20 protein-coding genes and 3 tRNA genes are annotated in these 25,766 nt (G+C 48.8%); 18 read left to right on the forward strand and 5 right to left on the reverse strand.

Annotated features, from left to right (window positions below; genetic code table 11):
• Positions 1 to 192: 192 nt before the first annotated feature.
• Both DSZ37_RS06575 and DSZ37_RS06580 read left to right on the forward strand, forming a co-directional pair.
• Entirely contained in the window at positions 193 to 1,578 is a 1,386-nt protein-coding gene (locus DSZ37_RS06575) for a leucine-rich repeat protein (protein WP_109726143.1), read from the forward strand.
• Positions 1,579 to 2,115: 537 nt separating this feature from the next.
• The gene (locus DSZ37_RS06580) at positions 2,116 to 2,727 is read left to right on the forward strand and encodes a class I SAM-dependent methyltransferase (protein ID WP_109726144.1); all 612 of its coding nucleotides are present in this window, start codon (positions 2,116 to 2,118) and stop codon (positions 2,725 to 2,727) included.
• A 230-nt stretch (positions 2,728 to 2,957) separates the two neighbouring features.
• Here DSZ37_RS06580 and DSZ37_RS06585 read toward each other — a convergent pair.
• From DSZ37_RS06585 to DSZ37_RS06595, 3 genes are all read right to left on the reverse strand, one after another.
• A tRNA-His gene (locus DSZ37_RS06585) sits at positions 2,958 to 3,033 on the reverse strand.
• Positions 3,034 to 3,096: 63 nt separating this feature from the next.
• Positions 3,097 to 3,173, reverse strand: a tRNA-Arg gene (locus DSZ37_RS06590).
• A 34-nt stretch (positions 3,174 to 3,207) separates the two neighbouring features.
• A tRNA-Gly gene (locus DSZ37_RS06595) sits at positions 3,208 to 3,281 on the reverse strand.
• A gap of 558 nt (positions 3,282 to 3,839) precedes the next feature.
• Here DSZ37_RS06595 and DSZ37_RS06600 point away from each other — a divergent pair.
• The 11 genes from DSZ37_RS06600 (at position 3,840) to deoD (ending at position 15,999) form a co-directional block, all read left to right on the forward strand.
• Positions 3,840 to 4,436 (forward strand): hypothetical protein, encoded by a 597-nt coding sequence (locus tag DSZ37_RS06600; protein ID WP_109726145.1) that lies wholly within the window; start codon positions 3,840 to 3,842, stop codon positions 4,434 to 4,436.
• A 135-nt stretch (positions 4,437 to 4,571) separates the two neighbouring features.
• Complete coding sequence (locus DSZ37_RS06605) at positions 4,572 to 5,456, forward strand: carbohydrate ABC transporter permease (protein ID WP_109726146.1); 885 nt, start codon at positions 4,572 to 4,574, stop codon at positions 5,454 to 5,456.
• 1 nt (position 5,457) lies between these two features.
• Entirely contained in the window at positions 5,458 to 6,363 is a 906-nt protein-coding gene (locus tag DSZ37_RS06610; RefSeq protein ID WP_109726147.1) for a carbohydrate ABC transporter permease, read from the forward strand.
• A gap of 69 nt (positions 6,364 to 6,432) precedes the next feature.
• Complete coding sequence (locus DSZ37_RS06615) at positions 6,433 to 8,163, forward strand: biotin/lipoyl-binding protein (RefSeq protein WP_109726148.1); 1,731 nt, start codon at positions 6,433 to 6,435, stop codon at positions 8,161 to 8,163.
• Between the two features lie 13 nt (positions 8,164 to 8,176).
• The gene (locus DSZ37_RS06620; protein ID WP_109726149.1) at positions 8,177 to 9,325 is read left to right on the forward strand and encodes an ABC transporter permease; all 1,149 of its coding nucleotides are present in this window, start codon (positions 8,177 to 8,179) and stop codon (positions 9,323 to 9,325) included.
• A gap of 64 nt (positions 9,326 to 9,389) precedes the next feature.
• On the forward strand, positions 9,390 to 11,804 hold the full coding sequence (locus tag DSZ37_RS06625) for an ABC transporter substrate-binding protein (RefSeq protein WP_109726150.1): 2,415 nt from the start codon (positions 9,390 to 9,392) through the stop codon (positions 11,802 to 11,804).
• Positions 11,805 to 12,042: 238 nt separating this feature from the next.
• Positions 12,043 to 12,432, forward strand: coding sequence for a DUF4190 domain-containing protein (locus DSZ37_RS06630; protein WP_242978581.1), 390 nt, complete (start codon positions 12,043 to 12,045; stop codon positions 12,430 to 12,432).
• Between the two features lie 3 nt (positions 12,433 to 12,435).
• On the forward strand, positions 12,436 to 12,831 hold the full coding sequence (locus DSZ37_RS06635) for a DUF2752 domain-containing protein (RefSeq protein ID WP_109726151.1): 396 nt from the start codon (positions 12,436 to 12,438) through the stop codon (positions 12,829 to 12,831).
• A 116-nt stretch (positions 12,832 to 12,947) separates the two neighbouring features.
• Positions 12,948 to 13,613, forward strand: coding sequence for a DUF4190 domain-containing protein (locus DSZ37_RS06640; protein WP_109726152.1), 666 nt, complete (start codon positions 12,948 to 12,950; stop codon positions 13,611 to 13,613).
• A gap of 190 nt (positions 13,614 to 13,803) precedes the next feature.
• Positions 13,804 to 15,234 (forward strand): lipopolysaccharide biosynthesis protein, encoded by a 1,431-nt coding sequence (locus DSZ37_RS06645; RefSeq protein ID WP_109726153.1) that lies wholly within the window; start codon positions 13,804 to 13,806, stop codon positions 15,232 to 15,234.
• A gap of 54 nt (positions 15,235 to 15,288) precedes the next feature.
• Complete coding sequence (deoD, locus tag DSZ37_RS06650) at positions 15,289 to 15,999, forward strand: purine-nucleoside phosphorylase (RefSeq protein WP_109726154.1); 711 nt, start codon at positions 15,289 to 15,291, stop codon at positions 15,997 to 15,999.
• Positions 16,000 to 16,228: 229 nt separating this feature from the next.
• Here deoD and DSZ37_RS06655 read toward each other — a convergent pair whose 3' ends face one another.
• Both DSZ37_RS06655 and DSZ37_RS06660 read right to left on the reverse strand, forming a co-directional pair.
• Entirely contained in the window at positions 16,229 to 17,569 is a 1,341-nt protein-coding gene (locus DSZ37_RS06655) for an ABC transporter permease (RefSeq protein WP_109726155.1), read from the reverse strand.
• Positions 17,556 to 18,287 carry an ABC transporter ATP-binding protein gene (locus DSZ37_RS06660; protein ID WP_242978586.1) on the reverse strand — a complete coding sequence of 244 codons (732 nt, stop codon included), beginning with the start codon at positions 18,285 to 18,287 and terminating at the stop codon, positions 17,556 to 17,558. The genes DSZ37_RS06655 and DSZ37_RS06660 overlap by 14 nt, the downstream gene beginning before the upstream one ends.
• A gap of 457 nt (positions 18,288 to 18,744) precedes the next feature.
• Between DSZ37_RS06660 and DSZ37_RS06665 the strand changes: the two genes are divergently transcribed.
• From DSZ37_RS06665 to DSZ37_RS06685, 5 genes are all read left to right on the forward strand, one after another.
• Positions 18,745 to 21,663, forward strand: a complete 2,919-nt coding sequence (locus DSZ37_RS06665; protein WP_242978582.1) for an extracellular solute-binding protein — start codon at positions 18,745 to 18,747, stop codon at positions 21,661 to 21,663.
• A gap of 137 nt (positions 21,664 to 21,800) precedes the next feature.
• Entirely contained in the window at positions 21,801 to 22,718 is a 918-nt protein-coding gene (locus DSZ37_RS06670) for a carbohydrate ABC transporter permease (RefSeq protein WP_109726158.1), read from the forward strand.
• Between the two features lie 12 nt (positions 22,719 to 22,730).
• Positions 22,731 to 23,609 carry a carbohydrate ABC transporter permease gene (locus tag DSZ37_RS06675; RefSeq protein ID WP_109726159.1) on the forward strand — a complete coding sequence of 293 codons (879 nt, stop codon included), beginning with the start codon at positions 22,731 to 22,733 and terminating at the stop codon, positions 23,607 to 23,609.
• 34 nt (positions 23,610 to 23,643) lie between these two features.
• On the forward strand, positions 23,644 to 25,134 hold the full coding sequence (locus DSZ37_RS06680) for a hypothetical protein (RefSeq protein ID WP_109726160.1): 1,491 nt from the start codon (positions 23,644 to 23,646) through the stop codon (positions 25,132 to 25,134).
• The gene (locus DSZ37_RS06685; protein WP_109726161.1) at positions 25,131 to 25,760 is read left to right on the forward strand and encodes a YIP1 family protein; all 630 of its coding nucleotides are present in this window, start codon (positions 25,131 to 25,133) and stop codon (positions 25,758 to 25,760) included. The genes DSZ37_RS06680 and DSZ37_RS06685 overlap by 4 nt, the downstream gene beginning before the upstream one ends.
• Positions 25,761 to 25,766: the final 6 nt, after the last annotated feature.

The following is a 25,766-nucleotide window of genomic DNA, read 5'->3' on the forward strand; positions in this document are numbered from 1 at the left end:
CGATTTTTCGGGAGTTACTTCGAGGACTGGGCGGTGGACTGCGGAGTATGCTTTCAGACTCGTACCCGGGGTTGACATATGATCTTATGGGGAGTATAATAAACAAAAGTGCAGCCGTCTGCACGGAATAAAAGCGGGATATGATACCCTTGTTTCGTTTAAGCAAAAAACATACAAGTAAGGAGCGTTATTATGAAAAAGACTGCATCATTCATCTTATCATTTGCAATTGCAGGGGCATTTGCATCATTCAGCGCAGAAGCATACGACAGTTCAGCTATCAGGGCTGTCAAGATAGTTGAGCACGGAGACTACGAGCTTGAAGACGGTTCTACAGTAAACTATAAAATCGATGAATTCGATAACGTATCTGTCGGACACTATCAGGGCGGCGGCGGTGACGTTGTGCTCCCGTCAGAGATAAACGGAAAAACGGTCAGCATAATATCAGCAAACGCATTTTACGGCTGTAAAGAGCTGACCTCGGTCAAAGTTCCCGACAGTGTAAAAAACATCTCAATGTCTGCCTTTGAAGGCTGCAGCGGTCTGACTTCCGTAAATATCCCTGACGGCGTATCAGAGATCTCCCACAGCCTTTTCAAGGACTGCACAAGCTTACAGTCCGTTCAGCTTCCCGACAGTATCAGAGATATTGATTATGAAGCCTTTGAAAACTGCATCTCATTGACCGACATAAATATTCCCGAGGGAGTTGAGTATGTCATGGGAAATGCTTTTGCCAACACGAAATGGTACGAAGAACAGCCTGACGGAATGGTCATTATAGGAAAAACCGTGTATAAATTCAAGGGAACTATGCCTGATAATACATCTGTAACTGTCCCTGATGATATAAAGCTTATCAGCGGCTCAGCCTTTGCTGACTGTTCGGGCATGACAGAGGTAAAGCTCCCCGAGGGACTTGAGGTCATAGAAAACGATGCTTTCTCAGGCTGCAGCGGTCTGACCTCGATAACACTTCCCGAATCTTTCAAAGATGTGGGACATCATGTTTTTGAGGGCTGCACAGGGCTTACCTCAATAACCATCCCCGAGAATGTCAAAGCTTTTGGCTACGGCATTTTCAGAAACTGTACGGGACTTACTTCCGTAAATCTCCCGAGCGAGCTGATCTCGATAACCGAGAGTACCTTTGAAGGCTGCACAGCTCTTAAATCACTTACAGTGCCCGACACTGTGGAATACATTGGCGATAATGCTTTCAAGGGCTGTACAGAGCTTACGGAATTGATCGTACCGGTAAGAAAAGAACTGTATTTTGGCGAGAATATATTTGAGGGACGCACTGATAAGCTTACGATCTACGGATACAAGGATACGGATATCGAGAAGTACGCAAAGGATAACGATATAAGATTTGTGGTGCTGAACGATGACGGTTCAAAGCCTGCCGCAACTACAACTACAACTACAACAACTGCTGCAAAGACAACAGCTGCCACCACTGCAAATAATAACTCTCCCAAAACCGGCGACAGCGGTGCTGCGGGAATAGCTGTGACAGGCATAGCGGCAGTATTGTTATCCGCAGCAGCATACAAAAAGAGAAAAGACTAAATAATACATCAAAAAAGTCCCCACAGTAATCGTGATACTCGTACAGCAGTTTTATAGGTGATATTGAGGAAGAACCCTTTTGAAAAAGGGTTCTTCCTCAAACTCCTTTCCTAAAACTTTCAGCATTAAATTTAGCCCAGACAGGGCGCTCCCGGTAATACTACCGGGTTTCACATTTTTCGTGAAGCGCCTTGTCTGGGCTAAATTCAGTTAAAAGTCTTTGGAAAAAGGGGGGGAAAAAAGAACCTTTCCTCAGAAAGGTTTTTTCCCCCGATAATCACGCATAAGCTGCTATATAAGCACCACGATTAGTGGGGACTTTTCTTTGTGTCATAATAACGCAGGGCTTATTCTGAGAGCCTGACTTTGCGATGATATGGAAATATTTGCGGAGAAGATAAATAAATTCCGGAAAAACTGTAACTAAGGAAAACAATGTGAAAATGCCTATTGACAAACAGCAGATCGTATGGTATCATATGAATAGATGCTCATATATTCATTTATGACAGAGCATATCTTACAGGAGGTTTTTCCATGAGCAAAAAAGTATTCTGGGACAGGATATCACCGATCTATGACCTGTTTGAAACTGTTTACAACAGAAAGGTTTTTACGGGAACAGGAGCAAAGGTCGCTGAAATGATAGATACTTCGGATAATGTACTGGAATGTGCCTGCGGAACAGGTGCTATAAGCGTTTATATAGCGCAAAAATGCCGAAAGCTTATTGCTACCGATTATGCTGTCGGAATGCTAAAGCAGGCTGAAAAAAAGTGCCGTATGTACCGTAATGTTACGTTCAGGAGAGCGGATATAACGGATCTGAAGTACAAAGACGAAAGCTTTGATAAGGTGATCGCAGGAAATGTTATACACCTGCTTCCCGAACCCGAAAAGGCTTTGCACGAGCTTGAACGGGTAGTAAAGCATGGCGGCAGTATCATTATCCCGACATACATAAATATGTCGAAAAAAACAGGAAGGTATGCAGTAAGGCTCATTGAAATGCTGGGAGCTGATTTCAAAAAGCAGTTTGATATGGATTCCTACAAGAAGTTTTTTTCGGATATGGGATATAAAAATGTGAAATATCATGTTGTGAACGGAAGGATGCCATGTGCGATAGCTGTGATCGTGAAGGAATGATGGATATATAGAAGCCCTTAGCCTTTAGCCATAAGGAAGCGGCTTTGCCGCTTTATTATCGGGCGGATAATATCCGCCCCTGCTGACGGCTTAGTACCAAGATAGATTCAAAAATCAATGAAAATATGATACAGAAAGTCCCCGCGATTGCGGGGACATTTATATTAGAAAAAATATTAGAAAACAACGAAAAAAGCACTTCTGAAAACTCAGAAGTGCCTGTTTCATGAGGGTGGGAGATGGGATTCGAACCCACGGTCTTCGGGACCACAATCCGACGCTTTAACCAGCTAAGCTACACCCACCATATTCAATAAATAAAAACGAAGCTCTCCATTAGATGGAGTCATATAACGGAGAGTTTCGGTGTGGCGCGCCTTGCTGGATTCGAACCAGCGGCTTACTGCTTAGAAGGCAGTTACTCTATCCAGCTGAGTTAAAGGCGCACAGAAAACTTTAGCAGCCATAGCTGCTAATAAATGGAGCGGGTGATGGGAATCGAACCCACGTAACCAGCTTGGAAGGCTGGAATTCTACCATTGAACTACACCCGCACGGCGTTTCAACAGAAAATATTGTATCATAATCAGAGCGGATTGTCAATAGCAGTTTTGAAAAACAGTCACATTGACTAAAATTTTACGGTATACCGCCTTGACGAAAGTCAAAATGCTGATTATAGCTTGCAGGACAGAAAAATTTTAAAAACTTTTGTCACAATTCGGGCTTTTGAAACGTCTAATTATATAGGAGGCAATTTCCCTGAAAAGTTAAGTGACAGATTTGTTATAAAAAAGTCACGTTAATGTCATCTTGACAGTGTATGATATAAGAGAACTATGAAAGAGGGCGCTGAAAACGGTCGTCTGAGGCGGCTGAGGACCTCTATGAGCTTCTTTATCAGGGCACTTAATATATATTCCATATAGTAAAGAAAATGTAAAAATCTACTGTGGGATATTGACAACGGTTTGTCAATGATGTATTATATTAAAATGAGGGGAAGTCCTCAAAGCGGCTGATCTTGTTCATAGTACAAAAAAATGCTGCCATATGCACGGAAATGAAGTTCTGATCTGTGTATATAGTGTGGTGTGTTCAGGAGTGGTACTGTGAAAATAATGAAGACCACAGCTTATCTGTGGATAGGAGCTGCAATGGGTATAGCAGGACAGTTCCTCGGAGAGCTTCACGAAAAAGTTCCGCTGTGTGTGAGCAATCTCATCTCGGATATGACCATATGGCCGCTGGTGATACTGCTGATAATACACAGGGACGTTGATGCGAAGACAATGCTCCGTGACCTGTTTCTCACATTTCTCGGGCTGGACGTTGGCTACTACGGATATGCAGCAGTCAAGCATACGATAGAGTATGCAAAGTTCGGCGGAAGCCTTTCTTCTGCGATGTTCTCCGATGTCCCCGACCTTATAGCCTACACGGCTCTCGGTACTGCGGCGGCAGTCTGGGGCTGGCTCATGGTAAAGCTTCTCCGCAAGAACAAGGCTGTCCTTTATAATATAATGGTGATCCCTTTCATAGCGGTACAGCTGCTGTTCATGATGAATGACATCATCTCATGGGAATACCGCCGGTCAATGTTTCTGCTCGGTGCTGTATGCCTTGGAATTATCATATATCTTTATACAGTAAAGTCTCCGCTGAGAAGGAGAAATGATACAGTTACAAACTGCCCGGTGGCAGCATGATATAGTTAAAATAAAAAAATATGTCTGATCTTCGTCTTTTTGGGGGTTCTCAGGACACTTATCTACAGAGAACGATATGATGGAGGTCAGACAGAAAAACTCAGAACAAAAGACATTTTGTGAGGTTGTATTCAGATGAAAAACAAGACCCGAAACCAGTGCGGAAGGAGGGGCGAGCGGATATTCAGCAATATCTGCGTCATGCCCAGCCTTATAGGAGTGATGATATTCTTCTTCATTCCGTTCTGCATAGTAATTTACTACTCTCTTATTAACAACCCTGTTTTAAAAGAATTTGTAGGTATAGAGAACTACACAAAGCTCTTTCACAACACGGCTTTCACCAAGGCAGCAAAGAACACAGCGTTCTTCTCACTGGTGTCGGTGCCCCTGTCGGTGGTGCTGGCTCTGGGACTGGCAATGCTCCTTGAGAGAAAGATACCCGGAAAGAGCATATTCCGAACATTCTTCCTCAGCCCCCTCATGGTGCCTACGGCTTCCGTAGTCCTCGTGTGGCAGGTGCTGTTCCACAATCACGGTACCATAAACCAGATAATCGAGCATTTCGGCGGTCATTCCATTGACTGGCTGAAGTCGCCCTACGGACAGGTGGTCATCATATGTATGTTCCTCTGGAAAAATCTGGGATACAATATGATACTTTTCATGTCGGCGCTGTGTGCGATACCCCGTGACATCATCGAGGTCGCTGACCTTGAGGGCGCAAGCGGCTGGTACAAGTTCGTACATATAAAGCTCAGATACCTTTCGCCGACTATCCTTTTCGTGCTTATCCTCTCCATGATAAACTCCTTCAAGATATTCCGCGAGGTATACCTGCTGACGGGAAATTATCCGCAGGATAAGCTGTATATGCTCCAGCACTTCATGAACAATACCTTCAACAGCCTCGATTATCAGAAGCTGTCGGCGGCTGCGGTGCTGTTTGCACTACTTATGATAGTTATAATGGCTGTCCTCCTCATCGTGGAGAACATCTTCGGAAAGGATGTGGAGTGATATGAAGCCGAAAAAATTTGGAGTAAAGCAGCGCAGGAAAGCGTTCGACATCTTCGTGTTCCTGTTCATACTGGCGGCGGCGGTATTGTTCCTGTTCCCGACGGTGCTCACAATAGCCAATTCGTTTATGACCTCAAGCGAGATATCCGCCAACTACGGCTCTATGTTCTCAAACATGACCGAGGAGAAAAAGACCTTCATCTCACAGAACGTGAACCTGAAGTTCATTCCCGACAAGGTCACCTTCGCTCAGTACAAGGCGGTGCTGATACAGAATTCTGACTATCTCATGAAGTTCTGGAATTCGGTGATACTGACAGTTCCCATCACAGTGTTCCAGATGATAGTGGCAATACTCACTTCATACGGCTTTGCGAGATATCCCAACAAATTCAAGAGCATCATCTTCTTCGCATACATCATACTGATGATAATGCCTTATCAGGTAACTCTCGTGCCGAACTTCCTCGTGGCTGAAAAGTTCAATATGCTCGACACAAGACGAGCCATAATCCTTCCCGCCATATTCTCACCGTTCAGCATATTCCTGCTGACAAAGGTAATGCGCCGAATCCCCATCTCCTATGTGGAGGCTGCAAAGCTTGACGGCGCAGGCGAGCTGAAGATACTTACCAAGATATACGTTCCGCTGTGCAAGGGCGCCATCGCTTCCATCGCAATGCTGGTATTCATTGACTACTGGAATATGGTGGAGCAGCCTCTGGTCCTTATGAAGGATGCAGCTTATCACCCCCTTTCGGTATTCCTCTCCCAGATAAATACGGGAGATATCGGTCTCGCCTTTGCGGTGGGAGTGGTATACATGATACCGACGGTGCTGATGTTCCTCTACGGAGAGGATTACCTCATAGAGGGAATAACCTATTCGGGCGGCATCAAGGGTTGATGAAAAGTTGATAAATGCGGTCTACAATACAATTAACAGAGCTATTCTCTCAGAAGGAGTAAATATAATATGAACGAAACAAAAGAAGTCAAGGATATAGCTGCGGACAGCGGCGATAAAGAGATAAAGTCGCCCGCAAAAAAGCGAGAGCTCATCAAGACTCTCATCATAATCTTTCTCGCCATCATGCTGGTGCTGACATTCTTCTCAAACACCATAATGAACAGGTCTCTGCCCGAGATATCAACAGAGACAGTCGCTTCGGGAAAGCTTACGGAGCGTATCGAGAAGCGCGGCACCGTTGAAGCAAATCAGGCTTACAACGTCACCGTTGACGGCAACAGAGTCATCGAAAAGATACATATAAAGACAGGTCAGGAGGTAAAGAAGGACGACGTCCTCTTTACGGTAAATACAGTGGATAATGAAAAGCTGGAGACCGAGGAGGCTACACTGGATACTCTCAAGCTTGATTATGAGACAGCACTTCTCAAGGATCCGCTGGATTACTCCTCAGAGAACCAGAAGATAAAGGCAGCCCGTGAAGAGCTCAACGATCTCATCGCAAAGCGCGACGCTGCAAGAGCAAATGACAGCAATGCAGCTTACGCAAAGGAAGAGAACAGACGCAACAAGTCAGAGCTTACAAGGCTTGAGGGCATACAGGAAAAGCTCCAGTCAACTATCAAGGCTATCGACACTGATTCATATATGGATGCAGCTCCCGAGTACAGCGGCAATCTTGCTGCACTGTGCTCAGAGTACATGAATGCCGACGCTGACTACAAGACTGCTTACGAGACCTATCAGATGGCTCTCGAGAGCGGCGAAAACATTGAGAGCGCAAAGGCAGAAGCTGACGAAAAGGAAGCTGCAAGGAACTCCGCAAGAGAAAACTACATGAATGAAAAGAACAACATCCGCGGCGATCTTGTTTCACAGCTTGGCGATATCAGCGGTTCTGTGGCAAGCCTTAATGCGGCTGTTGAGAATTACACCGCCGAGTTCGGCGAGGGCGGCACAGAGACATATGCTGCTCTTGCAGCTTCTGTTACCGAGAAGCAGAGCGCTCTTGAGGAACTTATCATAGAGCTGGAAAACACCAAGCGCAAGAACTCCATCACGGATAAGAAGGAAAACCTCGGCATAGAGTCAAAGAAAAAGGCTCTTGAAAAGCAGCAGGAAAAGGTGGATAAGCTGAAAAAGGAAGCAAAGTCCACTGAGGTAAAATCAAAGTATTCGGGCGTCGTAAGTTCAATAAACGTACAGCCCGATGCCTCCACAACTCCCGAGGAGGTACTGGCTGTCATAGACCTTTCCGATGAGGGCTTTACAGTCAATATAACCGTTGAGAATGAAAACCTCAAGAAGATCAAAAAGGGCATCGAGGCAGAGATAGTCAACAACTGGAACGGCGATATCAAGGCTGTTCTCAAGGAAATAAAGAGCGACAGCTCCGCAGGCGCAAAGAACAAGACACTGGTGTTCAGCGTTACGGGCGATGTCCAGACAGGCGACAGCCTCGACCTTTCCATACCGCTGGGAAGCGGCACATATGATGCCATTGTTCCCAAGAGCGCAGTTTATCCCAGTGATAAGGGATACTACGTCTATACCGTCCGCTCAAAGAGTACTCCTCTCGGCAACCGCTACTATGCAGAAAAGGTAGAGGTCAATGTGGAGGCTTCCGATACGGTATCAAGTGCTGTATCAGGCGGATTGAACAGAGGCGACTATATCATCACCGCTTCCAGCAAGCCTCTGAAGTCAGGCGATCAGGTCCGCATGAAGGATAAATAAGGTGGTGGACCTTATGAGACCCTTGAAGAAAAAACTTACCATTGCAGCTGCTGTGGCGAATGCCGCCGCTATTATCGGAGCTGTGGTGCTGACAGCGCTGGGAAGCCATGCAGCTAAGACCCAGAGCTATAATTACGCGGCAGACCGCTGGAGCAGCGACGGAAAGACTAAATATTCCCAGATAAGCTGCTTCTTCAGTCCCGATGCGAATTTTGACAAGAACGGCGTCGGAGGCTTGAGGAGTATGCTCCTCTCCGAGCTGAAATCAGCATCTGTCAATCCGACGGAGGGCGTTGATCTGGTCCCCGATGCTTACAGCGCTCCGGCAGGTACGGCAATGGTCAGCGGCGACGCAAGCGGACACTCCGATGCGGAGATAACCGCTGTGGGCGGAGATTACTTCTTCCTGTTCCGTGATTTCAAGCTGGCAAGCGGCTCCTTCTTCTCGGAAAAAGATCTGATGCAGACAGGCGCAGTCATTGACAGTCAGCTGGCATGGGACCTGTACGGCTCCGATGAAGTCACAGGAATGAACATATATATAAACAATGTCAAACTCTTTATCTCAGGAGTTATCGAAACTCCTTCTACCAAGCCCGAGAAGCGCTGCGCAGGCAAAACTCCGAAGGCTTATATATCCTACTATGCTGCGGGGCTCATTTTCGGAGCTTCCGCCGATCAGAGCGGCTTATCCGATACGGCTGTTCCCGAGTTCAGGAAGATAACCTCATATGAGTGTATCGTTCCCGAGCCCGTTGAGAATTTCGCTTACAGCAAGATCAAGAAGCAGCTTGGCGACAGCTATAAAGGAAAGCTCAGCATAGTAAACAACGCAGAGCGGTTTACCCCGAAAAAGAGAGTAAAGGCTCTGAAAAAGCTTGGCGATTCCGTCGTAGCAAAGGACGGCATCATTTATCCCTTCTGGGAGAACGCATCAAGAATGGTGGAAGTCAGGCTCTCACTTATCTACGGAGCGCGAAGGGTGCTCCTTATCATACCGCTGATAACGGCACTGTGCCTGATCATAATGGGATACAGACTGTTTATGCGGAAAAAAGAAGGTCTGAAGAAGGCTGCGGCAGACGGCGTCTCGGCGAAATGGAGATCGCTGAAGAACCATATGCCTAAAAAGGCTGAGCAGACCACAGAAAAAGAAAGCTGAGGCAATGACCGAGGCAGCAAAAGAAAGTTCAATAAAAATAAAAATCTGAAAAAGAGGGATTATTATGGAAAAAACATTTCTCAAACGAATCACAGCATTCTCCGCAGCACTCACAGTTATAGCAGGAGCAGCAGTTTCCTGCTCAAAGAAAGACAATGCATCCGAGGGCGGTAAGACAAAGGACGCAGCTCAGCTCATGGCAGGCGCATACAAGACCGAGCAGATCGACTGCGATATCGTTAACCCTACCTCCATTGCAAGGATCAGTGACGATAAGATCGTCATTACAGGATATGATGAGGAAAAGAATGCTCCTACATTATATCTTACCGATAACGGTTTCTCGGAATTCAATGAGGTCAAGATGGAGATCCCCGAGGCAGAGGGCGATGTGGAAGTAAGATATGATAACTGTGTCGCTCCCGACGGAGAGATCATGGTGTTCGCTACATTTACCGATTACGGTGACGGAGAAAAGCCCGATTTCGACTCTCCCGACTTCAATCCCGACGAGTTCGACTTTGAAGAATACTACAGCAATGTATCATATTCATACAAGCTCTATGTTGTTGACATCGACGGAAAGGTAAAGTCTTCTGCCGATGTAACAGGTCTTGAGGAATTTCAGGGCGACGAGAGCGGAAGCCTCAATATCGGCAGAGCTTCAGCTATAGGCGGCGGAAAGATGATCGCCACTGCATGGGGCGAGATGGAGGATTACAACATCATAATCAACTCCGACGGCAAGGTAGAAGGCGAGCTCGATCTCGGAAACAGCAACTACGTCGACAGCTTCACCGCTATCGATGATGATACGATCGCAGTATGCGGCTATTTTGGCGGCAAGGAGTACGTCAAGTACCTCGATGCGGGAACTCTGAAGGAAACAGGCGAGCAGATCGACCTCTCAGAGGCAGGCCTTGAGGGTCAGATGGGAAGCGTGTTCAAGGGAACAGGCGACTATAAGCTCTATATAAACGGCTCATCGGGTCTTTTCGGCATCACTGAGGACGGCAAGTCCACAGAGATCGTCAACTGGCTGGATTCCGACCTCGGAGACGGCGGTATACAGTCACTTTTAATTCTTGATGACGGAGATTTCGTAGTATGCTATAACGACTACAGCGGCGGAGACTACGGCAACAGCGGCGCTACACTTTATAAGCTCACAAAGCGCGATGCTTCCGAAATGGAGAACACAAAGGTCATCACTGTCGGCGTTCTCTATGACGACTGGGCTGTAAAGGAGAAGATATCCGCATACAATAAGAAAAATGACGATGTCCGCTTTAAGATGGTGGATTACAGCAAGTACGACAACTACGAGGAAGAGACAGGAAAGACACTGTCATCGGGCGCAGATCAGCTCAAGAAGGATATAGTTTCAGGCAATGCACCCGATATGATCGTTTCATATAACGGCGCTATCATCAGCAGCCTCTACAACAAGGGACTCTTCGTTGACCTTTATGAGTACATGGATAAGGACAGCGACATCAACAAGGACGACATCATGCCCAACGTGCTCAATGCCTGCGAGATCGACGGCAAGCTCCTCTCTATCGCACCTTCATTCAATGTAAGCACAATGATCGCCAAGAAGAAGTTCATCGACAAGGAAAACTGGTCTCCCGATGACCTTATCGAGGCATATGAAAACCTTCCCGACGGTATGAGACTTACAGCACTTGACTGCAAGGAGCAGATGCTCTCATTCATGATGGGCGTTCTCAATAACTGTATAGATTATCAGAAGGGCACCTGCAACTTTGATACTCCCGAGACAAGAAAGCTTCTTGCTTTCGTAGACCGGTTCCCGTCAAGCGAAGACCTTGTGGACTGGGAGGATCAGAGCGCTATGCAGGAGATGTTCTCCGAGGACAACTTCAAGGAGGACAAGGTACTTGTTCAGGAGCTTTACATCTCAGACTTCCGCGAGTACACAAGAGAGATCAAGGGCAGATACAAGGGCGATGACATCGTATTTGTCGGCAATCCCACAACAGATGGCAGAGGCGCTGTTCTTACACTTGACAAGCACTTTGCTATCCTTTCCAACGCAGAGGACAAGGAAGTATGCTGGAACTTCATCAAGGAATTCCTGTTACCTGCTGAGGACGGCGAGGAGAGTATGTACAGCTACGGCTTCCCCTCACTGAAGTCGGAATTTGACAAGCTTGCTGACGAGAGCATGGAAAAGCCCAAGTACAAGGATGAGAACGGCAAGGAAGTAGAAGAAGACCTCACATACTATACATCTTCCAAGGAGATCAAGGTCGATCCTCTTACAAAGGAAGAGAGAGACTTCATCGTTGATTACATCGAGAGCGCTGACAACGTATCAGCTGACTTTGATCCCGAGGTAGAGTCAATCATAGAGGAAGAGATAATGGCATACATTGGCGGTGAAAAGACTGCCGATGAGGTCATCGACCTTATCCAGAGCAGAGTTTCAATACTCGTAAGCGAGCAGAGCTGATAACAGCGCTGTATAATAATTCATGTTATTCACATATTTTCGTATATAAATACAACCTCCTTATTTTTGGCGCTGCCGCCCGAACAACGGCAGCGCTCTTTCCTTTATACAGACTTTTGCAATAGATTATGCATATGAGGCTATAAAAAAAACAAATAATTTTTTGTCTATCTATTGACAAATATGGACAAAGGTGGTATACTTTATGTATTATAATACCTTTAGGGAGGATTTTATCATGGATAATAATTACAACAACGACAACAATCAGCAGAATATGTCTACTGATCCTTACGCACAGGGCGGCGGCTATGTTCAGGACCCTTACAACAACATGAATGGTGCTCCTAAGCCGAACGGAATGGCGATCGCTTCTCTCGTACTCGGCATTCTTTCATTAGTGCTCTGCTGCTTCAGCCTTATCGCTATCATTCTTGGCGTTATCGGTCTGGTTCTCGGTCTCAAGGCTAAGAAGGACAATCCTTCGGGTCTGGCTACCGCAGGCGTTGTACTGAGCATTATCGGTGTTGCTCTTGCAGCAGGTCTCTGGATATTCAGCGTTGTTGCAGGCGAATCACTCAAGGACTGGGCAGAGAGCCTTCAGGACGGCGCTCTTTTCATCAAGTAAGATATGTCTAAACGACTGAGAATAATAATAGGTGCGGCGGCGCCTCTGGCGGTCGCTGTCCTGTTTGCTCTCAGGAATTACATAATAGGGCTTGAGAAGTTCTTTCCCGAGTGCTATGTGCATAGAACGACGGGATTATGGTGTACCGGCTGCGGAAATACAAGGAGCGTCAATGATCTGCTCCACCTGCATTTCATCACAGCCTTTCGCGATAACCCTGCAATGCCTATCATAGCAATACTGCTGTTGATGCTTTATCTGGAAACAGTTATCGGCATAAGCGGCAGAGAGGTAAAGCTGCTTCCCCGTAAGGGACTTTTCTGGGGTATTTTTATTGGTGCCTTCATGGTCTTTTATGTGCTGAGGAATATATTTCCCGTGCTGGGTCCTGTATCTTAAAGATGACACAAATAAGCTCCCGTATTTATGCGGGAGCTTGTTTTTATATATTGACAAATTTCGGCAAAAATGGTATACTTTATTTATTAAACAGTACCTTTAGGAGGGTCTTTTAAATGGATAATAATTATAACAACGGACAGCAGGGAGGTAATCAGAACCTGCCTGAGCCCACCGAGGAGATCACGGGATATATAGACGGTCCCGACCCTAACGCTCCTCAGGGCGGCTACCCAAATAACAGTGCTCCTTACGGTCAGCAGCAGAACAGCTATCAGAGCAGCGGCGCTACCTACGGACAGCAGCAGGGCGGCTATCAGAACGGCAGCGCTCCCTATGGTCAGCAGCAGGGCTATCAGAACGGACCTAATCCCAATTACTACGGACCTCAGAATCCATATCAGCAGCAGGGCTATCAGAACGGTCCCGCTCCCAATTACTATGGCCCTCAGAATCCGTATCAGCAGAATATTCAGAACCCCTATCAGGCACCTCCCGAGGGCAGCGTGGGAATGGCTGTTGCTTCAATGGTGCTGGGTATAGTAGGCTTCCTCATTTCATGCTGCTTTTACCCTGTTACAATAGTAATGGCTGTGGTCGGTCTTATTCTCGGCGCAGTTGCTATCAAGAAGGGACCCGCAGGCAAGGGAATGGCTGTTACCGGTATCGTACTTTCCATTATATCACTGGCTTTCGCTGTACTGGTCATCATACTTGCAGCATCGGCAGGTACAACCTCGTTGTGGGATGCTATTGAGGATATGGCTCTGTTTATAAAGTAAGCAGAAAGATCCGTATCGTATTGCAAATACATAATAAATGCCCCTGAGTGTTCAATGAGCGCTCGGGGGCTTTTCGCGCTATAGATATAAAAAGCGGCAGTTTTTCTCCGCGGACGTTGATTTATTTAAATTTATATGTTATAATAAATTGTGTATAATACTATCATGTAAACTGTTCGGAGTGTGGAAAATGAATAAATACAAAAAGCTTGCTCTTAATACAGTCGTCTTTGCCATAGGTGTATTCGGCTCAAAGATACTGGTAATCCTGCTGACAAGACTGTATGCACATAATATCGACGATGTAAACAGCGGAGTAAAGGACCTCCTTGAGACTACTCTGCTCCTCATACAGCCTGTGTTCACATTCGCGCTTCAGGAGTACCTTATCCGTTTTGGTCTCGATAAGGCTTACGACAAGAGGGAGGTCTTCACCACCTCAAGCATGATAACTCTGGGAGGAATGGCGTTAATGGCGGTATGCGTCCCCATAATGCGGGGATTGCCTGCCCTGAACTTCCTCAAGGGCTATACACTTCTGTTCATAGCCTATACCGCCATGTCGTCCCTGCGAATGCTTTGCCAGAATTTCGTCCGTTCAAGGGATATGGTAAAGCTTTTCTCCCTTGACGGCATACTGACCACTCTGACCTTCTTCCTGTTCAACATCATGTTCATATCAAAGATGCATATGGGCGTCAAGGGCTTCCTCCTTGCGGTCATACTCTCGGACAGCTGCTCAGTCGTGTTCCTCTTTGTTGCGGCAAAGCTCCGTGACTTCCTGAACAGGGAGTACTTCAACCCCGACCTTGCAAGGGAAATGATGCGCTTTGCAGGTCCCCTTATCCCCACCATAGTGATGTGGGCGATAACCTCACTCTCCGACAGGCTTTTCCTCAGAGTGATGCACAGCGACTATCATGAGCTGGGAGAGGGTGCCGTAGGTCTTTACGGCTATGCCAACAAGATACCGAACCTCATTTCCGTGGTCTCTACCATATTCTTTCAGGCATGGAGTATGTCCGCCATAACAGAGAACGACTCCGCAGACAGGAACAAGTTCTACGAAAGGGTGTTCTCAGCCTATGAAGCCATAATGTTCATGGCAGGCGCAGGACTTCTCCTCATAATCAAGCCCGTTACTTCTTTCCTTGTTCCCTCGGACACGTTTTCGGTGTATGAGAATGTTTACATCTACACTCCCATACTTGTTGTGGCAGTAATATTCATGTGCTTCAACCAGTTCCTCGGCAGCATCTACACTGCTACCAAGCACCCGAAAAACGCCTGCTGGACAGCTCTTGTTGCCTGCGGCATAAATATCCCCATGAACTACTTCCTCATTCCTCTCTGGGGCATTCAGGGAGCAGCTGTGGCAACTCTCCTCAGCTATCTCATATGCTTCTGGGCAAGAATAATCGACGCAAGGTACTATGTGCCGTTCAGGTTCAATGCTGTCAGGAACCTCATCAATACAGGTGTGCTGCTGGTAATGGCAGTGCTTATCATTGGCTCGCCCAAGCTGTATCTGCTGTGGGTGTTCCTGCTGTTCGCGTATATCATGTTCACAAACTATCAGGCAATAATCGACACAGCAAAAAAGCTTCTCAAAAGGAGCTGAAAACGATCATGACGGGACACCGTCCCTTATAAACAACAAAGGAGGAATCATATCATGCCGACACCACATAACAATGCAAAGAAAGGCGACATCGCCAAAACAGTTCTCATGCCCGGAGACCCTCTGAGAGCAAAGTTCATTGCCGAGAATTACCTTGAGGATCCTGTCTGCTACAACGAGGTAAGAGGTATGCTGGGCTATACGGGCAAGTACAAGGGAGCTCCCGTATCCGTGCAGGGAAGCGGCATGGGTATGCCTTCCATAGGTATATACTCATGGGAGCTTTTCAACGAGTACGGCGTTGAGAACATCATCAGAGTAGGCACAGCAGGAGCCATTGCGGACGATGTTCAGCTCCGCGACGTCGTTATCGGAATGAGCGCCAGCACCAATTCCGCCTACGCCTCACAGTACAGACTTCCCGGCACATATGCTCCCACAGCCTCATGGAGCCTTATCTCCGCAGCGGTAAAGGCTGCACAGGAAAAGGGCGGAAGTTTCCATGTGGGCAATATCTTTTCCAGCGACACCTTCTACGATGACGCCGACAGCCTTGCACAGTGGCAGAAGATGGGAGTGCTGGCTATCGAGATGGAGGCGGCTGCACTCTACATGAACGCCGCAAGGGCAGGGAAGAACGCTCTCTGCATACTGACTGTTTCGGACTGCCCGCTGAAAGGGCTTTCCACTACTGCCGAGGAGAGACAGACCACCTTCCGCGACATGATGGAGATAGCTCTGGAGACCGCATATTCCGTAAAATGAAAATTTCAGAGTAATTTAAGGTAACTTTAAGATTATTTTAAGGTTGGATTGGTATATTATTAGTGGATTAAGTAATCCCCCAATTCCCCTTCTATATTTATTCATTTTATTTGTATAGCTATGCATCACTGCATAGCTTTTTGCTTTATACGGATATATGTGCATAAAAAGGCGCAGCAGCTCCCGAACGGAAACTGCTGCGCCTTTTCATGGGGAAAGGGAAGAGGAATCAATCCTCGATGGTTTTGCCGTTTTTCTTGAATCTGGACTTCTGTCCGAAGTTCAGCGACATGGTGAGTATCTTGTCTGACTTGAAAAGCTTCAGTGCGAAGAACATCACCACTGCGAATACTATTATCTGATATACCAGACCTATCCATAACTCGGTGGTATTGCCGAACATGAGATTGGGAATGGCGGTGAAAGTATGAGTAAAGGGGATAGCGTAAACTATGAGCTTAGGTACCGTGGGGAGCGAGTTCACATCTGTGAACATGGTCACGAACCATGGTATCATTACCATCATCATTATTGGAAGGAGCATTGTCTGCGCCGACTTTGAATCGTTTACCAGTGCGCCAAGTATAATGGAGATCGCAAGGCAGATCATAATGGTGATGAAGAGCTGAACTCCCACAATGAGATAATCCGTAACGCCGAGATTAAGTCCCAGCTGCTTCATGGCATCTCCTGCGGAGAGGACTTTGCCGACCTCATCCGAAACACCGAGGTCGCTTGTTATAGCTCCTGTCATGCCCTTTGAGTAAGCCGAGAAGCCGAACATCATAACGCCTGCATTGATGAGAGCTACGATAGCAGCTGCAAGCATCTTTGCTGTTATTACGGAGCCTCTTGAAACAGGTGCCGAGAGCAGTGTCTCAAGGGTCTTGTCTATCTTCTCGTTTGATATAGATGCTATCAGTGACTGGGACGTCATGAGAATGAGCACCATTATTATAATGGGGAGTATCATGTTTGTTGAGGTGATCTTGCCGAGGACAACTCCGCTTGATATCTTTGCGGACTTGTCGGCGACAACCGTCTGGTTGACTACCGTAAGCTCCGACTCGATATGTTTAAGGTCCTCCTCAGAGACACCCTTCTGCTTCGATATCTCAATGGAAACATACTTGTTTATGAGGGCCTCGGTGGTATCTGTGCCGCCTGTGAGACCACTGAACGTGGAAGCGGACTTCAGCTTTGACACCGAGATTATCTCGGGCTTTTCACCGCTTGCCAGCTGGTCTGCGAAGCCCTTTGGAAGAACAACGTAGCTCTTGAAGCTGTTATCCTTGAAGCCTGAGGCGTAATCCTCGCCGTTTACGGTGACCTTGTTTACCTTGGCACCGTTACTCTCCATGTCCTTTATCAGTTCATGGGTGACGTCGCTGTCGTCCATATCGCAGATATAGACGTTGGTATTCTTTGCGTCCTCAGCGAGCTCGCTGGTTACGGACTGCATAACATTTCCCATGAGCCAGAAAAGGGCGAGGGAAACCACCAGTCCCAGTATCATCTGAGCGTTTATGAGTTCGGTGAGTTCTTTTTTCAGGAGGTTAATGAATTTCATTCTCTTTCACCACCCTTTCAAAGACCTCCTCGAGGTTGGGAGCGTTGTAGCGTTCCTTCAGCTCGTCCGTGCGTCCCGTCACCATGAGGTGACCCTTGGCGATGATGCCTACGCGGTCGGAAACGAACTCGATCTCGAGCATATTGTGGGATGAGAGAAGGAAAGACATTCCCTCTTCTGCGGCGAGCTTCTTGATGGTCTTTCGTATTTCGAGGGCGTTGAGAACGTCCAGACCGCTGGTGGGCTCGTCAAGTATTGCAAGCTTAGGCTTTGTCATAACAGCTCTCGCAAGGAGAAGCTTTCTTATCATGCCTCGGCTGTAGCTTCCTATCTTATCGTTGAGACGGTCGCCAAGTCCGCAGATGTTCTTGGCTCGGTCAACATAGCCGTTCAGTGTATCGATGTCCGTTGTGAACAGACCTGCCATGAATCTGAGGTACTTTATGCCCGTCATCTGTTTATATGCGCCTGCTTCGTCGGGGAGGTAGGTAATGGACTCCCTTACCTTTTCCGGCGCTTTCAGGATACTGTGTCCTGCAACAACTGCATCGCCTGATGTGGGCTGGAGCAGTGTGGAGATCATTCTGATAGTAGTAGTCTTGCCTGCGCCGTTGGGACCGATGAGTGCGAATATCTCACCTTCGCCGATCTCGAATGAGACTTTGTCGACGGCGAGGACTTTGGAGTACTGCTTAGACAGCTCTTTAACTTCGAGCACGTTTGCCAAGTCTATCGCTCCTTTTGTTATTAAATATTATATCGGGATAATTGCTTTTTCCTCATTTTTATGATAACACAAAAAGCACCAAATGTCAATACAAAAAGTAGAATGCGGCTAAGATTTTACAGTTTTTTAATAATAGTAAATTTTGCAGGAACGAGCGGCAAGATCAGCAGAAATTACTTGGAGAAACTTACAGATAATCAAGGCGATGTTTGTACGGTTTGCTCAGGAAAAACGTTATTTAGCTAAATGACGTGATGTAAAATATATTATTTATAATACGGACACATTCCGTTTCTTGACATTGTACCGTAAATTTGATATACTGACTATTAGATGGAAAATTGCAGTTTGGCAGAACTGCGGTCAGGCTGACTGTGCGCATGATCCCCGACCGAGGGAGCTTGCGCATTTTTTGTTTATTTGTCCGATGAAAGGGGGCGGAGCGGAAGTGAACAGGTTTTTGCGGAGACTTTTTTCGGGGGCGGCAGCCCTTGTTTTCTGCGGTGCGGCACAGGTATTCCCTGCGGCTGCCGAGGACACCTCTGCACAGGCGGCAATGGCGGCAGACTACTACGCCATGGCTTCCCCCGACAGTGAGATGCTCAGCTTCGGTGACTACTATGACCTTCATTCCGCAGAGCCCCGACCCGCTACGGAAATAGTCATAGAGGGAGCGGACTATGCTTCCTCGGCAGGCGGAGAATTCCGCAAGGGCAGCTTCACCGACGACTTCGGCGAGGAACGGGACAATACACTGCTCTGGAACAGTGCCGACGGCGAGGTGACCTATCGGTTCACGGTGCCCGAGACGGGAAATTACTGCCTTTCGGTGGATTACTGCCCCATGGTCTCAAACAGCACCTATATAGAGCTGGGGCTGGAGATAGACGGACAGACTCCCTACGATACCGCTTCGAGACTTACTCTCGGCAGGGTATGGGTCAACGAAAAGGACATATACACCGATATACGTGGAAATCAGGTGCGTCCTGCACAGGTGCAGAAATCGGCGTGGAGGAGCTGCTTCTTCGGTGACGTTGACGGGCTTTTCAGCGAGCCCCTGTTCTTTTATCTGGAAAAGGGCTCCCACGAGCTGAAGCTGACCTCGGAAAGGGCTCAGCTCGCCATAGAAAGGCTGTGCTTCTGCCAGCGTGAGGAGCTTCCCGATTACAGCGGCTATGCGGCTTCTGTAAGTGCGGACATCACTGTGGAGAGCACTGCCCCCACACTTTTCAGGATAGAGGGGGAGAATGCGGCGTTCAAGTCCGACCCGACGCTCTATCCCACATACGACAACAGCAGCTACCTTGCTTCACCATCGGACCCGAGAAAGATGGTCTACAACACCCTCGGCAGCGGAAGCTGGAAAAAAGCTCTCCAGTCCGTCACATGGGAGATACCCGAGGAGGAGACAGGCGCAGGGGGCTGGTATAAAATAGGCATAAAGGCACGGCAGGATCAGATAAGAGGCTTTGACTCCGAGCGACGTATCTACATCGACGGCAAGGTGCCCTGCAAAGAGCTTGACGGCGTGAAGTTCCACTACGATACGGACTGGTCCGTGACGACTCCCGAAAGCGGCGGCGAGCCCGTGTACATCTGGCTGGAGGGCGGCAGGAGCCATACCATAACTATGGAGGCTGTCCCCGGCGAGATAGGCGGCTGTCTCCGCAGGCTTGACAGCGCAGTAAAGGAGCTGAACACCTATTACCGCAGAGTTCTGATGATAACGGGACCCGCTCCCGATAAATACACGGATTATTACGTCCACGAGAAGATCCCCGAGCTGGTGGACAAATTCGGCAGCATTTCCGCCGAGCTCAAGGACGTTCAGAAGGAGATAGAGTCTATTTCCGGCAGCAGCGGCACAGAGGCGGCTGCCATAGAGAATATGGCGGTGATACTGGATAAATGCACTGCCAAGCCTCTGAAGATACCCTCCTATCTTTCGCAGATAAAGACGAGCATCACCTCACTTTCGGCGTGGATGAGGGACAACCGCGACCAGCCTCTTGAGGTGGACTATATCGAGTTCGCGTCCGCGGACCGCAGCTTCTCAAGCTGTAAGGAGAAGCTGGGAAAGTCGCTGAAATTCGGCTTTGAGGGCTTCATCGGCTCCTTCTTCGAGGACTACACCACCCTCTCCGATGTTTCGGGAGAGGACGCCATCGACGTCTGGGTGGCTCTGGGCAGAGATCAGGCGCAGGTGGTCAAGGAGATGACGGAGAACCAGTTCATGCAGGAAACAGGCATACCCGTGTCCGTGAACCTCGTGACAGGCGGTGTTGTGGAGGCTACTCTTGCAGGAAAGGGACCCGACGCGGCGCTTTTCCTCGGGGGAGAGTTCCCCGTAAATCTTGCAGCCCGTGACCTTCTTGTGGACCTTTCTCAGTTTGACGACTTTGAGGAGGTAAAGGGGCGCTTCCAGAAAAACGCCATGACACAGTACACCTTCAACGGCGGCTGCTACGGACTCCCCGTCAGTCAGACCTTCCCCATGATGTTCTACCGCACCGATATACTGACGGAGCTGGGTTTCAGCTCTCCGCCGGAGACATGGAGCGGACTTATAGATATGCTGCCTGCGCTCCAGCGCAGATATATGTCGGTGGGACTGGTCCTGCCGCCCAATGATATCTCTCCTGCCACGGAATGCGGCCATACCTTTGCAATGCTGCTGCTCCAGAAAGGGCAGAACTACTATAACCCAGAGCAGACCGCCTCCGCTCTGGACACCACCGCGGCGGTGCAGTCCTTTGAGGAGTGGACGGATTTCTACACCAAGTACAGCTTCGAGCAGGTCTATGACGGATTCAGCAGGTTCAGGACAGGTGAGTACCCTATAGTCATTGCAAATTATACCTTCTTCAACCAGCTTACCGCCGCTTCTCCCGAGATAAACGGTCTGTGGGACTTCTGTCCCGTGCCGGGGACCGAGAGAGAGGACGGAACCATATCCCATGCGGCTAATTCCAGCGGCTCGGGAGCAGTCATCTTCAAAAAGGTGAAGAACAAGGAGAACGCATGGCGGTTCATCAAGTGGTTCACAGACACCGAAACACAGGTGAGGTATGCCGCTCAGATAGAGGGACTCATGGGAACTATGGGAAGATTTGACACGGCGAATACCGAGGCTCTCGGGCAGATGTCATGGTCGTCCGACGAGCTTGCAAGGCTCCGCGCCCAGCAGGAGGAGCTGACGGAGATACCCGTTACCCCTGCGTCCTATGCGGTGACCAGAAATATCATGAACGCCTTCCGCGAGACCATCAACGATGGCGCAAATCCCCGTGATACCCTTATATGGTACAACAGGGACATAAACGACGAAATAACGCGAAAGCGCAAAAACTTAGGACTTGAATAGGCGAGCCTTCAGCCCTTAGCCGTTAGCCATCAGGGGAGCGGCTGTGTTTCTTGCAGAGCTGAGTTCGGCTATCATATGTAGGGAACGCCGCCCTCGGCGTTCCGAAAAAACTGCTGAAAGGAAAGGAGTGTGAAAAAATGGCGGTCAAAACTCAGAAGCGTGGGAAAGGCGCTCTCTGGCGCGATATAAAGCGCAATAAAGCCTGCTACGGTATGCTTGCGCCCTTTATGATATTCTTCATACTCTTTACGGCTGTCCCCGTGCTGATGTCCCTGCCTATGGGCTTTACGGACTTCGATATGGCAAGGCCGCCCAAATTCGTGGGACTTTCCAACTTCACGACCCTTTTCTTCTCCGACAAGATATTCATGCGCTCCATAAGGGTCACTATTGTGTTCGCCCTGCTTACGGGACCCGTCAGCTATGTGCTGTGCTTCCTGCTGGCATGGCTCATAAACGAAATGCACCCAAAGCTCAAGACCTTTTTCACCCTTATATTCTATGCCCCCTCAATGGCTAACGTGTATACGGTGTGGAAGCTTATCTTCAGCGGTGATATGAACGGCTATCTGAACTCGTTCCTTATAAACCTCGGTATCATCAACGCTCCAGTGCAGTGGCTCACCGACGGCAGATATGTCCTCGGCGTCACCATAGTAGTGCAGCTGTGGATATCCCTCGGAGCAGGCTTCCTTGCCCTCCGCGCGGGCTTCCAGAACATCGACCGCTCCATGTATGAGGCAGGAGCCATCGAGGGCATACGCACACGCTGGCAGGAGCTCATATACATCGTTATCCCATCAATGGGGCCCCAGCTCATGTTCGCAGCAGTAATGCAGATAGTGAGCTCCTTTACCGCAGGCACAGTAGCCCAGAACCTCGTGGGCTTCCCAAGCACTGACTACAAAGCCCATACCATCATGACCCATGCCTTTGACTACGGCTGGCAGCGCTTTGAGATGGGCTATGCCTCGGCTATATGTATGATACTTTTCGTTGCCATGTTCCTGCTGAACAAGCTCATCAGCAAGGTCCTCGGCAAGTATATGGACTGAGGAGGCGAAGCAGTGGCAGAGATAAATACCGCGAAGCTTCGCGGCTCAAACAGACAGGCAGGCAGAAAGTACGGCGGCAGTATGGTCATATTCCTTTTCCTTGCACTGCTGGGACTTTTCATGTTCCTGCCCATATATCTTACGGTGATAATGTCCATAAAGCCTGTGGAGGAGCTCTTTGTCTTTCCGCCCAAGCTCTACGCCGTAAGACCTACCCTTGATAATTTCAGGGATATGTTCAGGGTGCTCCACCAGAACAGGGTGCCCTTTTCAAGATATGTGTTCAACAGCATATTCGTAACCGTGACGGTAACGGTGCTGCAATGCGTGTTTTCGTCGATGGCGGCATTCGTGCTGGCGAAGTGCAAATTCCCGGGAAGCAAATTCATAAACGGCGTTATCGTCGTGGCGCTTCTCTACCAGAGCAGCGTAATATACATCATGCAGTACATCGTCATGGCAAAGCTGCACATGATAGACACCTACATGGCGCTGATATTCCCTGCCATAGCCTCGCCCATGGGACTTTTTCTCATGAGGCAGTCCATAAGTCAGGTGCCCGACTCCATGATAGAGGCGGCAAAGGTGGACGGAGCAGGACTTTTCCGCATATGCTGGCAGATAGTCATACCAAATCAGAAGCCTGCCCTCATGACGCTGATAATATTCGCATTTCAGGGCGCATGGAACATCCAGACAGGCTCCGTGGTGTTCAGGGAACAGTACAAGACCCTGCCCACGGTGGTAACACAGGCGGCTTCCTCGGGACTCGCAAGAGCAGGCGTGGCAATGGCGGCGGCAGTTTTCCTGCTGATACCGCCCATAGTCATATTCATGCTGGCGCAGAGACAGGTCATCGAGACCATGGCGCATTCGGGAATAAAGGAATAATATACGGTTCAACTGTCGGAAGGGAGTGAGGCAAGTGAAAAGATATACGGGCGTGTTTGCAGCGGCACTTGCCGCACTGACACTTTTGGCACCATGCTCCTCGGCGGCTTCGGGAGAGCCCTACGAGAGCTATAACTATGACAACTGGGGGGATGCCATACCCTCACAGGCTGGATATACTGCTGACCGCGCTGTTTCGGGCTTTGATCTCGGTGTGGGAGCCTTCAGCGACCCCTCCGACATCTTCTTTGACGATGAGGGCGTGCTATACATCACCGATACGGGCAATAACCGCATAATCGCCGCGGACAGCAGTCTTGAGAAGGTCATACATATCTATGACCGCTTCACCATGCCCGACGGCTCCGAGACCACCCTCAACAAGCCTATGGGTGTTTTCGTGTCGGCGGAGAACGGCTTCATATACATTGCCGACAGCGATAATTCCAGAGTCCTCATCTCCGACAAGGAGGGCAATGTTCAGAGCGAGATAACCAAACCTGAGTCCGAGGTCTATGACCAGAAGCGTACATTCCTGCCCCAGCGCGTCATCGCCGACAAGGGCGGCAACGTCTATGTGGTGCTGGGCAATATAACCACGGGCGCGGCAATGTTTGCTCCCGACGGCAGCTTCTCGGGCTTTTACGGCGCAAACCGCGTGGAGCCTACTGCAAAGATAATAGGCAACTACATAAAGAGCATATTCATGTCCGACGAGAAGAAAGCTCACAGGACAAGAACTGTTCCCTCTGGCATAACCTCATTCGATATCGACGGGGACTTCATATTCACCTGCACAGCCTCGGGAACCCAGACTACCGACACGGTGAAGAAGCTAAACGCCGCAGGCAGGAACATCTTCGCCAACATGGAGCTTACCTTCGGGGACTACACTCCCATGTACGACACCTCGCGGAACAAGGTTCTCTCGCCGTCCATCGTGGATATCGACGTATCCGAGGACGGCTGCATAAACTGCCTTGACTTTACCACAGGCAGGGTGTTCCAGTACGATGAGGACTGCAATCTGCTGTTCATCACAGGCACCATAGCCAAGCAGACAGGCGGTTTTGACCATGTGGCAGCGGTGGAGTCCCGCGGCAGCGAGCTATATGTCCTCGACTCCATGAAGGACACCATAACCGTGTTCAGGGAGACCTCTTTCGGCAGCATAGTCCATGAGGCGGCGGCTCTCCATAATGCAGGCTATTATGAGGAAGCCCTCGGACCGTGGCAGGAGGTGCTGAAAAGGGACGGAAACTACAACAGAGCCTATGTGGGAGTGGCTTCCGCTCTGCTCAGGCAGGGGGACTACAAGGGTGCCATGAAATATGCAAAGCTTGCGGATGCAGGCGATATATACAACAAGGCTTTCGAGGGAAGGCGCAGGGAGTTCCTCAAGGAGAACTTCCCCGTTATCGCCGCAGTCATCGTCCTTGCCGCAGGGGCGCTCATAGTCCGCGGCAGGCTGAAAAAGAGACGCAGAGCAGATACTCATAAGGGAGAGGAGGAGCAGCAGTCATGATGGACCTTACACAGAGACAGTGGGTGAAGTATGCTGTCATGCACCCTGTTGAGGGCTTCGAGGATATGCGCTGGAAGAAATCGGGCTCACTGAAGATAGCCGCCCTGATAATAGTGCTGCTCTTTTTCGGAGAGATAGCCTTCGGCAGGCTCTACGGCTTCCAGTTCTATATCGCCTACGACAAGACCTTCAATATAATCCCATATATCGTGCGGAGCTTCGTGCTTTTCGGCGCGTGGACAGTGGGGAACTGGTCGGTGTGTACCCTCCTTGACGGAGAGGGAACGCTGAAAAATATATGTATTTACAGTGCCTATGCACTCATACCATACACGGTACAGCTCTACATCAATGTCATACTCTCCCATTTCCTCATACGGGACGAGTATGTGTTCATGCAGATAATCGAGCTCATAGGCGTGGGGTGGACGGTGATACTGCTGTTTTCGGCAATAAAGTCGGTACATCAGTACTCCTTCGGCAAGACCGTCCTCGCCATAGTGCTGACCATAGGGGCAATGCTCATAATGCTGTTCCTGCTGGTGCTGCTTATGTCGCTGATACAGCAGATATTCATATTCATATCCACCGTTTACACCGAGCTCTCATACAGGGCTCGTGTCTGAAAGGCG

It is taken from the genome of Ruminococcus flavefaciens (assembly GCF_900116855.1).
In the GTDB taxonomy this organism is placed as follows: domain Bacteria; phylum Bacillota; class Clostridia; order Oscillospirales; family Ruminococcaceae; genus Ruminococcus; species Ruminococcus flavefaciens_R.